This is a genomic window from Collinsella sp. AF20-14LB (genome assembly GCF_003459505.1).
Taxonomy (GTDB): Bacteria; Actinomycetota; Coriobacteriia; order Coriobacteriales; family Coriobacteriaceae; genus Collinsella.
On the sequence record NZ_QRWD01000019.1, the window covers coordinates 23,575 to 39,518 of the forward strand.

General features: G+C 57.1%; 16 protein-coding genes. 3 read left to right on the top strand and 13 right to left on the bottom strand.

Translation table 11 applies throughout. From position 1 onward, the window contains the following. Positions 1-48: 48 nt before the first annotated feature. Both DWX63_RS09240 and DWX63_RS09245 read right to left on the bottom strand, forming a co-directional pair. Positions 49-267: a hypothetical protein gene (locus tag DWX63_RS09240; protein ID WP_022094153.1), complete on the bottom strand. Its 219-nt coding sequence runs from the start codon at positions 265-267 to the stop codon at positions 49-51. Positions 268-288: 21 nt separating this feature from the next. Beyond that, complete coding sequence (locus DWX63_RS09245; RefSeq protein WP_117843528.1) at positions 289-3,486, bottom strand: hypothetical protein; 3,198 nt, start codon at positions 3,484-3,486, stop codon at positions 289-291. A gap of 198 nt (positions 3,487-3,684) precedes the next feature. On the opposite strand from DWX63_RS09245, the gene DWX63_RS09250 reads away from it, so the two are divergent. After that, entirely contained in the window at positions 3,685-4,707 is a 1,023-nt protein-coding gene (locus DWX63_RS09250; RefSeq protein WP_117647825.1) for a YafY family protein, read from the top strand. Continuing rightward, on the top strand, positions 4,694-5,611 hold the full coding sequence (locus DWX63_RS09255; RefSeq protein ID WP_117843529.1) for a YafY family protein: 918 nt from the start codon (positions 4,694-4,696) through the stop codon (positions 5,609-5,611). The genes DWX63_RS09250 and DWX63_RS09255 overlap by 14 nt, the downstream gene beginning before the upstream one ends. Here the strand turns inward: DWX63_RS09255 and DWX63_RS09260 are convergent. Then, positions 5,608-8,502, bottom strand: a complete 2,895-nt coding sequence (locus DWX63_RS09260) for a helicase C-terminal domain-containing protein (protein ID WP_117843530.1) — start codon at positions 8,500-8,502, stop codon at positions 5,608-5,610. The genes DWX63_RS09255 and DWX63_RS09260 overlap by 4 nt on opposite strands. Next, complete coding sequence (locus DWX63_RS09265) at positions 8,496-9,461, bottom strand: D-alanine--D-alanine ligase (RefSeq protein ID WP_117843531.1); 966 nt, start codon at positions 9,459-9,461, stop codon at positions 8,496-8,498. The genes DWX63_RS09260 and DWX63_RS09265 overlap by 7 nt, the downstream gene beginning before the upstream one ends. Before the next feature lie 85 nt (positions 9,462-9,546). Here DWX63_RS09265 and rlmN point away from each other — a divergent pair, with 85 nt between their 5' ends. After that, on the top strand, positions 9,547-10,599 hold the full coding sequence (gene rlmN / locus DWX63_RS09270; RefSeq protein ID WP_117843532.1) for a 23S rRNA (adenine(2503)-C(2))-methyltransferase RlmN: 1,053 nt from the start codon (positions 9,547-9,549) through the stop codon (positions 10,597-10,599). 199 nt (positions 10,600-10,798) lie between these two features. On the opposite strand, the gene DWX63_RS09275 is transcribed toward rlmN, so the two are convergent. The 9 genes from DWX63_RS09275 to rpmH form a co-directional block, all read right to left on the bottom strand. Further along, entirely contained in the window at positions 10,799-11,053 is a 255-nt protein-coding gene (locus DWX63_RS09275) for a hypothetical protein (RefSeq protein ID WP_022093798.1), read from the bottom strand. Further along, positions 11,043-11,948, bottom strand: a complete 906-nt coding sequence (locus DWX63_RS09280) for a ParB/RepB/Spo0J family partition protein (protein ID WP_199411183.1) — start codon at positions 11,946-11,948, stop codon at positions 11,043-11,045. The genes DWX63_RS09275 and DWX63_RS09280 overlap by 11 nt, the downstream gene beginning before the upstream one ends. Beyond that, positions 11,941-12,741, bottom strand: a complete 801-nt coding sequence (locus tag DWX63_RS09285) for a ParA family protein (RefSeq protein ID WP_117843533.1) — start codon at positions 12,739-12,741, stop codon at positions 11,941-11,943. The genes DWX63_RS09280 and DWX63_RS09285 overlap by 8 nt, the downstream gene beginning before the upstream one ends. Positions 12,742-12,874: 133 nt before the next feature. Further along, positions 12,875-13,612 carry a 16S rRNA (guanine(527)-N(7))-methyltransferase RsmG gene (gene rsmG / locus DWX63_RS09290; protein ID WP_233514527.1) on the bottom strand — a complete coding sequence of 246 codons (738 nt, stop codon included), beginning with the start codon at positions 13,610-13,612 and terminating at the stop codon, positions 12,875-12,877. A gap of 97 nt (positions 13,613-13,709) precedes the next feature. Further along, positions 13,710-14,279: a R3H domain-containing nucleic acid-binding protein gene (locus DWX63_RS09295; protein WP_022093802.1), complete on the bottom strand. Its 570-nt coding sequence runs from the start codon at positions 14,277-14,279 to the stop codon at positions 13,710-13,712. Positions 14,280-14,323: 44 nt separating this feature from the next. After that, a complete protein-coding gene (locus DWX63_RS09300; protein WP_055251326.1) occupies positions 14,324-15,094 on the bottom strand; it encodes a YidC/Oxa1 family membrane protein insertase in 771 nt (256 codons plus the stop codon). 29 nt (positions 15,095-15,123) lie between these two features. Continuing rightward, positions 15,124-15,348 carry a membrane protein insertion efficiency factor YidD gene (gene yidD, locus DWX63_RS09305; RefSeq protein ID WP_117843534.1) on the bottom strand — a complete coding sequence of 75 codons (225 nt, stop codon included), beginning with the start codon at positions 15,346-15,348 and terminating at the stop codon, positions 15,124-15,126. Continuing rightward, positions 15,345-15,683, bottom strand: coding sequence for a ribonuclease P protein component (gene rnpA, locus DWX63_RS09310; RefSeq protein ID WP_082435526.1), 339 nt, complete (start codon positions 15,681-15,683; stop codon positions 15,345-15,347). Before rnpA ends, yidD begins: the two co-directional genes overlap by 4 nt. A gap of 20 nt (positions 15,684-15,703) precedes the next feature. After that, the gene (rpmH, locus tag DWX63_RS09315; protein WP_019127408.1) at positions 15,704-15,838 is read right to left on the bottom strand and encodes a 50S ribosomal protein L34; all 135 of its coding nucleotides are present in this window, start codon (positions 15,836-15,838) and stop codon (positions 15,704-15,706) included. Positions 15,839-15,944: the final 106 nt, after the last annotated feature.

Here is a 15,944-nt window from a genome sequence, read left to right on the forward strand (position 1 = left end):
GAGCCAGTCCCCCGGCTCGCCCGCTTTCAATCATCTAAATCGCCGCATCTACTCTGCAGACGAAGATCCACCATCAACGATTGCCTGCTCGGACTCAGGAATCCCATCGGCGCCCGTGCTCTGTTCTTGCTCCACCTCTTCGCTGATTGCGGAGGCGGGGGTCGAGCCCTTCGCGCCCACGATGTAGGCAGCTCCAAACCCTAACGCAATGGCAATCAAGGTCAAAATCACGTAGACAGGCCAATGGCGCTTAATATACGAAAACACGTTGACTCCTTAGAGCTCCGTCTACGAACGGCGGATAACCTCGGTCACGACCTCGGATACCGTGGCAATGTTCGTCGGGTTGACATTGTGGGGCAGGTCGTCCTCGGTACGAGCACAAGCCAGGCGCGTGCCGTCCACGCCGGCGATGGTGAGGGCTCGGCGGCTCGCCTCGAGCGCGGCATAGGCATCGGTCTTGGCATAGGGCATCTCGAGCGCGCCACAATCGACATGGAACGACTTGCACACCTTGCTGACCAGGTTCATGATGCGGCGATCGCCCTTGAGCAGCTGCTGTTCGCCCTCAACCGTCACCACCGAAAGCCTACCGGCGCCGACGGATTCAAGATTGATGAAGAATACGCCGCGGAGCTTATCGCGATGCGAAGCCAAGAAGGCCTTCATACCGGCGCCATCACAATCCGAGGCGCCCGTTGCCACAAACCAGATATCGTGACCGAGCAGCTCATCGTCACCCATAGAGGCAACAGCCGAGAGCATATCTTCGGAAGAAGCGCCGTCGGAAGACGTAGCGCCGCCCTTCCAGCCATCGTTATCGTCCTCGAAATTATCCCACGAACCGATGCCGCGACCGGACTTCTTGGCATCGTAATCGTCTTCGACGCCCAGCCAGTCACTCATGCTGTCCTGTTCGTTTTTCTTTTTACGACCGAACAGGCCGCCCAGGCCGCGCTTGCGAGACTTGGGTGCCGCCGGGGCGGGAGCCGAAATGGTCTCGATCGGCTGTGCGCCCGACGCAACGGGCCTAGGAGGCGCAACGGGTGCCGATGTGGGTTCGGGACCCTGAGCGGTAGCAAAGGGGTCGTTGACCTGTGCGGAGGGGTCGGGAAGGTCGAACAGCGACGTGCGAGACGCAACGTTTGCCTGCTTCATCGACGGCAGCGACGGATCGGGGACCGAAGCTAGCGGAGACGAGGAAGGTGCAGGCGACGGAGCCGACGCCGGATCGGGAACATTCATCTGCGGACGTGGTGATGCCTGGGAGGAAATCTGGGCCATAAGGGAATCGATCGTTTCGTCCTGGGTGGGAGCAACATCGGCAACCGTGGCACCGGAACCACTCGGGGCCGGCATGGTGAAAATCTGCGTGGAGTAAGGCCTCGACTCATCTGTCTCGGGAGCCTCGGAAACCGCAGGCACTTCCTCCTGCTCGACCTCGGTCGAATCATCTTGCTCGGCTGCCGCGTATTGCTCTTCGTCACAGTTGGCCTCGACGGGCTCGTCCTCGGCGGCATCTTGGATTTCGGCAGCATCAATAGGCTCGTCATCGTCTGCCGCGTCGCCCTGCTCATCGGAAACAGGAAGGGGCTCGGCAATCGCGGTGCCTTGCTTTTCAAACGTTATCGTGGAATCGAACTGCGCGGCATCAAACGACATGGTGCTATCGACGTGCTGCTGAGCCTCGAAAGACGTCGTCGCCTCAACAACATCCGCGGACGCCGGTTGCTGGGACTCAAAGGACGTCGTAGCTTCGGCGGCGTCGACAGGCACGGACTGCATAGCCTCGTTCTGCTCGAACTCTTGCGCCGCGCGCTCACGTGCCGCCTCGGCTGCCTGCTGCTGAGCGATAGCCTCCTGCTCGGCAGCCTCGCGTGCGGCAGCGCGCTTCCCCTCGAAATCGTCGACAAATTTCCTGCCCTTTGCAAGCGCACCCTTAAAGAAGTTGGAAGCGCTGGCGCCAATCGAAGAGAACGCGGATGCAATATCGGCATGGGGCGTTGCCGCGGGAATCTCGGCCGAGAAATCAGTATCGCTCTCGTAAGACACGCGCCTCGGCTGTTCAGCGTAATCGTCGTCAGGCTCGTCCGTAACGTCTTGCGCCGGCGCGGCGGGAGCCAAAATGTCCAGTCCTGCCGCGGGATCGATCGCGGACACCGCCTCGGGCTCGGCAACGGCAGCGGCAACCGCGGCAGACTCATCATCCACGGCGACAACGGGCGCAGATGCAGTCACGACGGGGGCAGGCTCGGGCTCAAACGTCGGCTCCTCGCCTTCCTCGTAATCGAGCGTGCAGGACTCGGGAAGCATTCCGAGCGCACGGATGGCATCCGAACCAAAGCGGATGTTGCCGGCGGCATTGCGATAGAGCCTGGGCTCGGGCTCGGCCGCGACAGGCTCCTCCGCCGGCTCGGCAGTGGGAACCTCGTCATTGAACTCTTCGGCCTGGACAGCCTGATTCTGATCCTCGGGCACGATGGCGCCAATCAGCGTCTCGTCGGCAGACGCACCCTCAAAGCCCTCGATCTGCTCGTCGAAAGCCTCGCCCTGTTCGGGCTCGGTCTGAGCGTCGGGAGCAATCGGCTGACCGAACTCGTCCTCGGCGTAGGTAGGCTCTTCATACTCGATGGTGTTGCCGTAGTCGTTTTGCTGTTGGGCCGCGGCATACTCCGCTGCTGCGCGCGCCATCTCCTCGGCACGACGCTTCTGCTCCCCAAAATAGGTATCGAACGGAACATCGTCGGGAAACTCGTTTTCGCCCTGGAAGGGAGCAACGTTGTCCATAACGCCGAGCATAGCGGCGACAGAAGACTTGTTGCACACTGCGCCGGACGTATAGGGAAGCACAAAACGGTTAGAAATGATGTTTGCCGCGTTGGCGAGCGCAACGAGGGAAGCGAGGATCGCGACAATCCACAGCAGAACCTTGAGCGCGCCGGGGAGCGGCAGGATACGCAAGATGGCAACGGCAGCAGGGGCAACCGTGGCAACGGGCAACAGCTTGGCGATGAGCGCACGATACGAAGCATAGGGCTCGCGGGCGAGCAGCTCAGCACGGGGAGAGTCGTAGTGTGCGACAACGACCACCGGGCGGTTGCGCGGAGACGCGAGCGGGCCCGAGGCCTTGTGGTAGGCGATGACATTTTGGCTCACGCCCGTCTTGCCCAGGCGCGAAACCACGGGGTGGCCCGTGCGCTCGAGCACGTAAAGAACGGCGCCGACAATGGCCAGCAAGGTGCCGACCAAGCCGATGCCGCCACCGATGCCCATCAGCAGGGCGCCGGCAAACGCAAGAATACCGGTAACGGCAAATGCCAACCTGCTGGGCGCCGGGGCATTGAACTCCTGAACCTCGGGATCAAAGCCGTGGTTGCGGAAGATCTGAGCGATATCCTCGGCAGCCAAGCGCTCTTCTTCGCTGCATGCCGGCGTGATGCCGGTGTTCTGCAGCAGGTGGTTAATATAGTTCTGGGTGTTCGCCATGTGCGCTCCACATCCATAATCCGACAAATAGGCCCAATGCATGCACATTAGAACCGTATATAGTCGAAAGTATACCCCGAGCGAGCGCAAACGACCGAATTCGGGCCATCTTAACGCCCCGAGCGGACAAGGATATAGCCTAATCTCCATATCGGACTAAAATCATGGCAGCAAACCACCTTCTCATGCGAGGACTCTATGACGGCAAGCGACGCGACCGCGACAATTAAAAAGGGGAATTCGGAGCCCAGTTTCGATAAAACGGCTCAGCGCATCCTCAATCTTTTCTTTGTGCTCAACAGCTCCCCCGAACCGCTGACGACCGAGCAGATCGTCTTGGATTCTGACCTGGGATATGGCTCGGGCAATATCGACTCGGATAAGCGCAAGTTTCGGCGCGATCGTGACAAACTGCTCGAACGCGGCATCTTAATCAAGGAGGTTCGCCCCGCCGGCGCGCAGGAGACCGAGGAAAGCTCATGGACAATCGACCGCGAGCACACGTTTGCGGCAGGCGGCCTCATCACCGCAGACGACGCCGATATCCTGCTCAACGCTATCGACCAGACAATAGCGGCCGGCTCATCCACTTTTGCCGCGCCGCTTGCCGATATTCGTTCCAAGATTGCCTACCTCACCGGCAGGACGACGGCGGACGAAGCACCGATCCGCCGCTCTCCCACCGTCGATGCGGTATGGAGCGCCTTTGCCGAGCGATGCGCGCTGCGATTTTTATATCAGAACGGACGCGGTGAGCAGAAAGAGCGTACCGTCTGCGTCTACGGCATGTTCGAGCGCGAGGGCGTTGCGTACTTCTGCGGCCTCGACAATGCCACCGACGACATCAGGACATTCCGCTGCGACCGTATCGTTCGCGCTTGGCGTCCTTCGAAGGCCTACGCCATCCCTGCAGACTTCAATCTCAACGACTACCTGTTCTTTGAATTCGATTTTGCCGACCGCCCGCCCGTTGCGGCTACGTTCTCGTTCGCCCCGCAGACGCAGATCGATATGATCAACGGCCTCACGCGCGGGCGAGGTGAGCTCGCACACACCGATTCGGGATGGACTTGGACCGTTGACGTGCGCGATCTTGAAGCCGCCGCCTCATTTTGCATGGCCCACGCCATGGACGGCATGAGGCCCATGGCCCCCAAATCGCTCAAGCAGGCGTGGAACCACCTCATTGAAAGGACGGTGCACGAGCATGCCCGTGCGTAAACTCACCAGCGAGCAGAGGCTCTCGCGCGCCATCGACATCATGGAGGCCCTCTACGCCGCCGGCGAGAGCGGCATGACACGAACCGAGATTTGCAGTCGCTTTGACATCACGGGGGCGTCGCTCGACGAGATTCTCGAGATCGTCTCGACGCTCGCGGACCGAGAATCGGGTGCGCGTATCATCTGCGAATGCCACGGCGAGCGCGTGGTCCTCACCGGTGACGCCGGGCGTGTACTACCGCTGCGCCTGAGTGCCGCCGAGGGCGCTGTGCTCAACCACGAACTTGAATCGTTGGGGATCGAGCCCCAGGCGGCGGCTCGAATTCGACATGCTCTTCTACCCGAAGAGCTCGGCTATAACCAGCACGTCTTTGACACCGTCAACCACGGGTCGCACTGGCAGCAGCTGAGCTGCGCCATTCAGGACGGTGTTCGCTGTCGTATCTCGTATCGCTCGATGGACGATGCGCGGCCACGCGAGCGTCTGGTCGACCCCTTGCGCATTACAGCAAACGGCGACCAAACATATCTGATTGCCTGGGACATCGCGGTCGATGAGCAGCGCACCTATCGCATGGATAAAATCGAGGGACTCGCCTTGACGGAAGACTCCGTCGTGCCTCACGCACCGGACGTTGCATCCCTCCACGATTCCCTTGCCCGGACGCAGCGTAGCGCAAAGCTCTTGATGCCATTCGATATGGCGGAGCATCTGGACTGGGCCGGCATCACCCTCATCGAGCGCAGCGGGACAGACATGGCAACGGTAACCGTACATTACGGCTCCGAGCGTTGGCTGCTGAGCCAGATAATCGCAGCGGGCGGAGCCATCCGCATCTTGGATGACCCCGCCCTGTCAAAGCGTCTGTGCGATATGGCAAAAACCCTCATCTGTCCGCTTTAGCGCCGCCGCTCGTGGCGTGCACGCCACAGCTGTAGATAGTGCCCGATCTGCGCCGATTCGATGCGCTGGTAGGAGCTCGTGGGCAGCGACGTTAAGAACTTCTTTCCGTAGCCCTTCGTCACCAGGCGCGGGTCGGCCAGAATCAGCACGCCGCAATCGGTCGACGAGCGGATAAGGCGGCCGGCCGCCTGCTTGACCTCGAGCACTGCCTCAGGCAGCGAATAGCGCGCCCAAGCGCGGTCTTCGCGCAGGTTGCGCTCGCACGAGAGCGGGTCCGTGGGGCTCGAGAACGGCAGCTTGGGAATGATGACGCAGCGCAGCGTCTCGCCGCTGGCGTCAAACCCCTCCCAGAAGGCCTTAAGCGCAAAAAGCGATGAGGTTGGCTCGTTGATAAACCGGTCGCGCAGGCGACGAGGAGATGAGTTGCGCTGCTGGCAGTTGAGTTCCAGGCCCGCACGAGCCATCTTGGGCTCGACGCGATCGTACAGCTCCTCCATGTCACGCCTGTTGGTGAACAGCGTGAGCACCGAGCCGCCCATGGCAAGATGAGCGTCGACCAGCACGCGCTCGAGCGCCGTAAGATAGCTCTCACGATCGCGCGGATCGGGGATATCGCCCGCAACGACTACAGCCATGTTCGAATCGAAGTCGTAGCTCGAGTCCAAGTGCAGCGATGAGGATGTTGAAGCACCGATGCGATCGAGGCCGACCGCATGGTTAAAGTGTTCAAAGCTTTTGGACACCGTCATGGTCGCCGAGGCAAAGATAGCCGTGTGAACCTCGGGCAGCCACTCGGTTGCCAAGGCCTCGCCAATATCGATGCGCTCCGCGGTCATCGACTCGCCGCCGGCACGCAGCCTGCGATTGACCTGCAGCGAATACACGTAGTGTTCATCGGTGCCGTCAATGATGAGCTTGAGGTTCTCGGCCAGCTCGTGCAGGCGGCGCGAGATATCACCCAGGTCGACAACAACCTCGGGCTTGTCGGCGGCGACGGCTTGTACCAGCGCGTCGACGCTCTTGTCAGCTTGTTCCAATGTGCCGATGGTAGCGTAGGCCGACTGTAAGAAATCATGCCAGTCGTCAGATTCGCGCAGCTCGGGGCCAATCCATAGATTGGCATTGTCATAGCCCCCACGGGCACGGCGACCGAGCTCGCGAACGCCATCGAACACGCCGGCGATCGCCATGCTCGCGCGCGCAACCGTCGACGTCGCCTTGGCAGTAAGGCCCAGATAGAGCGTAGAGCCCTCGGAGGTTGCCAAATCACGGGAAACCTGGCTTAGCGCGCCGGTGCTCGAGCCACCCAGACGCTCAAACAGAACGCGTGATTCGTCCGCCGACACCACGCGCGCCCATTGACGGCGTGCCTCGCGCTCGATGGAATGGGCCTCGTCGATTACCCAATGACGAATCGGGGGCAAGATTCTGCCCTCGGCCGCAACATTGCGGAACAGCAGGGAATGGTTGGTGACCACCACATCGGCATGCGCCGCGCGACGGCGGGCGCCGTGGACTAGGCATTTATCGGGGAAAAACGGGCATAGGCGACGGGCGCACTCGCGCGACGCCGTCGTAAAGTCGGGACGGTTGACGCTGCGCCAGCGAATGCCGAGCGAGTCGAGGTCGCCATCGGCCGACTGACACACGTACGCCATGATGACCGCGACTGCCGTAAGCGTGTCGGCAGGATCACGCTTAGTCGTAATTTCGACTTGGCCGCGGCTCATGCGCTCAAGCTTGCGCAAGCATGGATAGTGGTCATAGCCCTTGAGGGCGCAAAACGATAGGCCTCCGTCCAGCTGCTCAGCAAGTTTGGGCAGCTCGTGATACATGAGCTGGTCGGCAAGATTATTCGATTTAGTCGCGATACCCACCGTGATGTTGTTGCGTCGCGCGGCCTCGGCAAAAGGCACCAGGTAAGCCATCGATTTGCCGACGCCCGTCCCCGCCTCAATCACGCGATGCGTTCCCGTAACGAGCGCGTCACGGACCTCGAGCGCCATCGCGATCTGCTCATCGCGCGGCTCGTAGGTGGGATACATGCGATTGACCAGGCCGCCCGGGGCATAGTCCGCCTCGATTTCCTCGCGGCTCGGCATCTTAAGGACCGGTAGCTCGTCCGCATCAACGCGATCATCGGCCCGATCGGCCTTGAGAACGTCGGCGCGGGCGGCGCTGAGAGAGAAGATGGAACCGGGGTTCTGTCCCGCCAAGAAGGAGAAGATGGGACGATAGGACCAGGGTACGTCGGGGTACATGTCGGCCAGGCGCGCCATCAAGCCCTGAGGCAAGTCGGTGAGCGCCACGAGTAACACGCGCCACACACCACACAAGGCGTCGACATCGGCGTTGGCGCGATGCGACACCGAGTCGCAGCCAAACAGGTCGGCCATGAAAGACAGCTTATGCGAGGCCAGGCGCGGAAGCGCGATGCGCGACAGTGCCAACGAATCGATCCAGATGTCACTGACGTTGACGCCGCCCTTGACCGACTCGATAAACGAGCGGTCGAAGGTGGCGTTATGTGCGATCACCGGGCAGCCGCCGACAAAATCGGCGAGAGCGGCGACAGCCTCAACGGCCGACGGGGCATCTGCCACATCGGCGTTTGTAATGCTCGTGAGCTCGGTAATCTCGGCGGGAATCAGCTGCCTGGGATGCACGAAGGTATCGAAGCGGTCGACGACCTCGCGGCCCGAAAGACGGGCCGCCGAGATCTCGATCAGCTCGTTGTCCTGCACCGAAAGACCCGTGGTCTCGGTATCGAGGACGATAACATCTTCCTCGATGAGACCAAACGCTTGGGTTTTGGCGCGCTCGGCAAGCGTGGCATAGGAATCGATGACAAACTGCGGCGTTCCCGACGAAACAGCGTCCTCGATTAGCATGCAACGCCCGCTCGACGAAGTCCCATGCGAATCAGGCTGTCACAGACCTGCGGGAACGTCATGTCATCGGTGTGGCGAATCTCATCCGGATACAGCGACGTATCGGTCATGCCGGGAATCGTGTTGGTCTCGAGGATAACGGGGCCGTCCTCGCTCACGATAAAATCGCTGCGCGAGATACCCAGGCAGCCGAGTGCCTTATGGGCAGCACAGGCAAGCTCCTGGGCACGAGCGTAGTTCTCGGGCGAAATCTGCGCCGGAATGCGATGGATGTCCGTAGGGTCGACATACTTCACGTCCAGATCGTAGAACTCGCAGTCCTCGGGCTTACGGATCTCGACAATCGGCAGGGCGCGCACGTCATCCTCGCCGTATACGCCGACGGTGATCTCGGTACCCTCGATGCACTTCTCGACCAGCACTTTGTCGCCAAACTCAAACGCCTTGGCGATAGCCGCAGGCAGCTCGGAGGGCTCGTGGACCAGGGAAATGCCATAGCTGGAACCGTTGACGGCCGGTTTCACAAAGCAACGCTCGCCACAGACCTCGACAACGTGATCGATATCGACTTCATCGCCCACTTCGAGCGCAAGGCCGGGGGCAATGGGAATGCCCGCCTTGGCGTATAGGAGCTTCGAGACCTCCTTGTCGGCACCGCAGGCGCTGGCAAGTACGCCCGAGGCCGTGTAGGGGATACCCAGGGTCTCCATGGCACCCTGCATGGCGCCATCCTCACCGCCGGCGCCGTGCATGGCGATAAATGCCACATCGAATCCGCCGGTCGCCATGGTTACCATAAAGTCATCAGCGGCCGTGTCAAGCAGCTCCACCGAGGTGTAGCCGGCTTCCTTCAGTGCCACCACAACGTTCTTTCCCGAATCGAGCGAGATCTCGCGCTCGGCGGAATGACCGCCCGCCAAGACCGCTACGTGCATGTTCTCTAGGCTTTTACCCGGCATGGGCAGACTCCTCCTCTATAATTTCTGCAGCTGATACCATATTGTAGCGATACCCTCTACGTTTCCCCAAAATCGAAAGGCTTCCATGAATCCCAGGACTAAATCTCAGGACATTCGCGACTTGAGCCAAAACGATATTCGCGAGCTCGTGGCCGAACTTGGCCAGCCCGCCTTCCGCGCAAAGCAGCTCATCGAATGGGTCTTTGAGAAGAACGTTTGTTCGTTTGACGACATGACCAACCTTCCCAAGGCTTTCCGCGAGCAGCTTAAAGAGGCTTTTGCCTTTGACACGCCGACTGAACTCACCAAGCAGGTTTCCAAAGATGGCTCTCGCAAGTACCTGCTCGAGTACCACGACGGCATTTCCGTCGAGACCGTCGGTATGCCCCGTCGCAACAAGCTTTCCGTCTGCGTTTCCACCCAGGCAGGCTGCGGCATGGGCTGCGCCTTTTGCGCTACCGGTCTCAACGGCCTCAAGCGTTCTCTGACCGCTCAAGAGATCGTCGACCAGGTACTTCATGTATCCAACGACTTTGGCGAGCGCGCCACGAGCGTTGTCTTCATGGGCCAGGGCGAGCCGTTTGCCAACTACGACGAGGTTCTCAAGGCGCTGCGAATCCTCAACGACCCCGACGGCATCGGTATCGGCGCTCGTCACCTCACCGTCTCTACCAGCGGCGTTATTCCCGGTATTCGCAAATTTGCCGACATCCCCGAGCAATTCACGCTTGCCGTTTCCCTGCATTCCGCCATCCAGTCGACGCGCAATAAGCTCATGCCCGGTGTTAAGAAGTACACGCTGCTTCGCCTTCACGAAGCGCTTCAGCTCTACACCGAGAAGACTGGCCGCCGCCCGACCTATGAGTATGCCATGATCGAAGGCGTCAACGATACGAATCCCGAGATGCAGGCGCTCTGCGACTTCTGCGAGGGAACGCTGTGCCACGTTAACCTCATTCAGCTTAACGACATCGAGGGCAGCCCGCTCAAGCCGTCGCCGATTCATAAGGTTGAGGATCTTCAGCGTCGTCTTGAGTCCCGTGGCATCGAGGCCACGATTCGTAACTCCCGTGGTAACGATATTGACGCCGCTTGCGGACAGCTGAAGCAGCGCTTCAAAGTTCAGAAAAACGCATAGGGGAGTCGCACCCCAAAACGTTTCATGTGAAACATCGAACGACCCCGGTTGCAGAATATGCAACCGGGGTCGTTTCATTTATTGACCTTAATTTTGAATCAGCTGCTACCTGTCCCATTTTTTACGGCCAAAATAAGGGGTCCTTGTCTCATGAATCAGACAAGGACCCCTTAGAATATGCTGAGTAATTGTTAGGTACCTAATAGCCTACATTTTCCCATTGGTTGCTAACCCAACCTTGATTAATCTTGGGATTCTTCGTTACCTGAGCTGTACGCATGGCAACGTCTTCTGTCATAACATCCATTTTCTTCTTGGAAGTATCAACGATATCTTGCGCGCCACGAAGCAAACGACCTCGAAGTTCATCGTCTGTCGCGATCTTATAGCCAGCGAAGGCACCAGCCGCGACAGTCGTCGCCAATGCAATCGCCGTTAAAATCTTATTCCTCATCTTGGCCTCCTTGATCAAACTGAATCATTTCGCCAAGAATACGAGAGAGCTCTTCCTCGTCTTTAAACTCAATCTCGATCTTATTCTTTCCACGCGAGCTCTTCACACGCACGTTGGTATTAAATACCTGACGAAGTACACGCGCAGCCTTTTTAAAAGACTGAGGCGTTGCAGGCCTCGGCGTCTTAAGCGTCTCTCCGGCAGAAAACAATGGAGCAAGATTTTCTGTCGCTCTTACGGAAAGGCCCTCCGCAACAACCTTCTCTGCAAGTCGAATTCGAGCATCCTCATAGGGAACTGCAAGAATCGCACGTGCATGTCCAGCAGTAAGTTTGCCCTCAAAAATCATCTGCTGAACAACTTCGGGGAGATCGAGAAGGCGCAGCGAGTTTGTAATTGCAGAGCGTGACTTGCTTACTGCCTTCGACAATGCCTCCTGGGTCATACCGCTAGCATCGATGAGCTGGCGATAGCCCTTAGCCTCTTCGACGGGATTCAGATCAGAACGCTGAAGGTTTTCGATAAGAGCAAGAGCCAGCATCTCTTCATCATTAACATTTTTAATGATGACAGGCAGTTCCTCAAGACCAGCAAGCTTTGACGCCTGGTAACGACGCTCACCAGCGATGATCTCATAACCGTTTCCATGCTTGCGAACCAAGAGCGGCTGCAAAACGCCATGTTCTTGGATTGACTCGCTCAACTCGCGAAGTTCAGTTTCATTAAAGTGAATTCGCGGTTGATTAGGGTTGGGAACGATATCCTCAATAGGTAGCTTTGTTTCAGATGCGGCATTTGAAGCAGATGCAGCAGAACCACCGGTCTCATACTCAGCCTCTGAGACCAAAGCATTGAGTCCGCGTCCCAATCCACCACGTTTCTTTGCACTAGGCACGCTTGATCACCTCTTTTGCAAGGTTCATATACGCTTTTGCACCCTTGTTTTGAGGTGCATAGGTAATTATCGGTTCTCCAAAAGACGGAGCTTCAGAGATTTTAACCGTACGGGGAATCAGCGTCTTAAACGCCTTATCACCAAAGTACGATTGAACTTCCTCAACAACCTGATTCGACAAAGAAGTACGTGAGTCATACATGGTCATAAGCACGCCATAGGTGTCTAAGCCCTTGTTCAGACGTGATTTGACCATCTTCATTGACTCAAGCAGCTTCGTAACGCCCTCGAGTGCGTAATACTCACACTGGATTGGAATCAAAACGCTATCTGCTGCGGTCAGGGCATTGATAGTAAGCAGGCCGAGCGAAGGAGGACAGTCAATGAAAATAAAATCGAACTCGTCCTGAATCGGCTCAAGCAAATCTTTGAGGCGGGTTTCACGAGCAATTGCGCTTACGAGCTCAATTTCGGCACCTGCAAGCTGAATCGTAGCTGGAATTACGAATACCTTTTTGCAATTTGTATCAAGAACAAGCGATTCTGCCGGCACATCATTCAACAATGCATCATAGATGCAGTGATCAAGGTCTTCTTTTTCAATTCCAAATCCACTGGTACTGTTTCCCTGCGGATCAAAATCGACAATCAGTGTCTTACGACCCTGCTCACCCAGTGCTGCTGCAAGGTTTACAGCCGTCGTTGACTTACCGACGCCGCCTTTTTGATTGATGATTGCAATGATACGCGTGTCTTTTGCGCTCTTAGAACGCTTAACGTCGCGAAATCCCACGGTCCCTCCTGGTGTGTATTAAAGCTGTCAAACGGAGGATGTTTCACGTGAAACATTCCGATTCGATATCAACCGCCATGTTTCACGTGAAACACTGCAAGTTGTAGTATCCATTATGTTTCACGTGAAACATCTAGGCAAGCGGATTCTTCTTTGCCATGCCATTTGCACGAGGCAATGAAACGGATGCTGGATGACTCTTCTTAAGAACAATGAACTCCCTGTGGCCCAAGCCCTCAGGCAAATCGATTGCGTCATTCAGAAGCAAAGTGAAGCCGCAAATCTTCGCTGCTGACATGCCGGAAGCAAGCTCCTCGTCCGAAGGATTACCCTTGGTGATAACAAATAGCCCTCCATCTTTGAGGAACGGAGCCGCATACTCAACAAGAATCGGTAGAGGAGCCAGTGCGCGGGCAGTTACGACAGAGAACTGCTTCTTATGGCTTCGAGCATATTCTTCAAGGCGATCATGAACCGCATGAGCATGTTTCAATCCAAGAGCATGAACAAACGAATTGACAGCATCAACCTTCTTGCCAACAGAGTCAATATAAGTAGCTCTACGATGCGTGGTTATGGTTAATGGAATACCAGGGAAGCCCGCACCTGTTCCCATATCAAGCAATGCTCCCTCAGGAGCCTTATTGATATAGGGAAACAAAACAAGTGAGTCGAGGATATGAAGTACTGCAGCATCTTCTACGTTAAGAATACGGGTAAGATTGGTTGTCTTATTTGTTTCCAGAACCAAATCCAAATGCTGAATACATTTTCTCAGCTCAACATCAGTTACGCTCAAGGAATACTCTTTGCAATAAGAAGTTAGACGACTCAACATCTCTTCAACCTGCTGATCGGAAAGTACTAACAACGAAAGCTCCTTTCTGACAAAAATCAGTGTATCGAGAACTTTTGACAAAAAAAAGGGGACGTGGAAACCACGTCCCCTTAGCATAAGCTCGAGTAGATTATCGAGCAACAATCACCACATGGCGATCGGGGTCAGAACCCTCAGAATGAGTATCGACGGCGTCATTGCCACGAAGTGCAATGTGAACCAGTCGGCGCTCGTAGGCATTCATGGGTGGAAGCGAAACACTCTTATGAGTGCGGATGGCACGCTCGGCAGCAGACTGAGCCATGGAGGCAACCTTGTCCTGACGGCGGCTCTTGTATCCCTCGACGTCCACTACAACAGGATACCTAAAGCCGAGCTTGCGGCTCACCAGCAATGAGAACATAACCTGAAGGGCATCAAGGGTGCGACCATGACGGCCAATGAGAACAGCAAGGTCGGGAGCCGTTACATCCAGAATCAGCTCACCCTCGTCGCCCTCATACTCATCGATAGGAGAGTTGGCGGCATCGAAGTGCGAAAGGATGGAACGCAGGATGGAAATCGCGACATCGGCAATGGTGTCGAGTTCCTCGTCGGTCAGCTCTTCACCAGCCTTATAGCGCTGTGCAATCTCGGGATAATCGCCCGCGACCTGCGGGGCAACCTCCTCAAGCATATCCTCGATGATCTCTTCAGACATAACGTACTCCAAAAGTTAGGTACCTAAATAAGATTGATATCCCGCTACTTCTTCTTGTGCGGGCGCGGCTTCTTCTCGCGACGAGTGACCTCAACCTGCAGCGGCGCGTTCTTAAGGCGCTCCTCCTCATCGGCCTTCGCCTTGTCGATGACCTTCTGCGTCACAAAAATCTGCTGGATAACCTGCCAAGCAGACGAGACGTCGTAGTACAGCAGAACACCAACGGGAAGGCTCCAGCCCATCCAAAGCATCATGACCGTCATGACAACGGCCATCATACGCATGCTCTGAGCCTGCTGGCCGGTCTGGTTGCGCGACATATAGAGCTGCGGAATCAGGGTCAGGACAGCGAACAGGATCAGGCAGACCAGCGCAGGCAGCGCGACCATAAAGCCATCGGCAAAGGAGGCACTCGGCGTGGTGGTCAGGTCGGGCAGAATATTAAAGAACGAGAACGTGCCGTCGTTAAAGTAGTCCGGTAGGTTACGCAGCAGCGTAAATAGGGCGAACAGGACAGGCATCTGAATCAACAGCGGCAGACAACCAGCCATCGGGTTGAACTTGTTCTCGCTGTAGAACTTCTGCATTTCCTCGGCCTGACGCTGGGGATCGTCGGCATAGCGCTCCTGGATCTCGAGCATCTTGGGCTGCAGCACCTGCATGCGTGCCGTCGACTTAGTCGACTTGAGCATAAGCGGCGTCAGCAGCAGACGGATGATGACCACCAGGATGATAATGGACAGGCCCCAGTCGACCGCAAAGGTCTGGATGAGCTTGAGCAGCTCGAAAAGGATGTTAACGATCCAATCCCACATGTAAGTTTTCCTCCGATAGCGAGTGCCCGCTAGGGCACAGGGTCATAACCGCCGACGTGCAGGGGATTGCAGCGAGCGATGCGCCTCATGGCAAGCCAGCAGCCTCTCAAAACACCGTACTTCTCAATCGCCTGGACGGCGTATTGCGAGCACGTTGGGTAATAAATGCAGGCGTCAGGCAATAAGGGCGAAATAACCTGTTGATATATGCGAATAGGAGCGATGGCAACACGTCGCAAAACGTGATTGCTCATCGCTCCTCCCCGGCAACGCCGGCGCGTTTCATAAGCGAACGCAATGCATTGTCCATCTCCTGCGGCGAGGAAACCCTCGTCTTGGGAGTTGCGAACAAGATGATGTCATAACCCGCAACGGGAAATCCACAGCTGCGGGCGGCCTCGCGCATCACACGCTTAGAACGGTTGCGCACGACAGCACAACCGAGCCGTTTAGCACCAACGAAGGCGACCCTTCCGGAGTCGCCTTCGCCAACCGATTCACATATGGTCATTCGAATCAGAGGGTGATTGAAACGACGCCCCTGACTGAACACATGCTCGAAATCTTGCCGAGACTTAATAGTCTTCATGCGAGATGTGTGTATCGCTGCTAGACAGTGAGACGCTTGCGGCCCTTGGCGCGACGACGGGCGAGCACGGCACGACCACCCTTGGTGGCCATACGGGCACGGAAGCCATGGGTCTTGGCACGCTTACGCTTATTAGGCTGATACGTACGCTTCATCTTAAGTTCCTCCTGCTGCATTTCGAGTGTCCGCGGGGGCGCGGACGCAGATATAGACACGTGAGCTTGAAGATTGTAGGGAAATCAATGTTCAAATGTCAAGAAA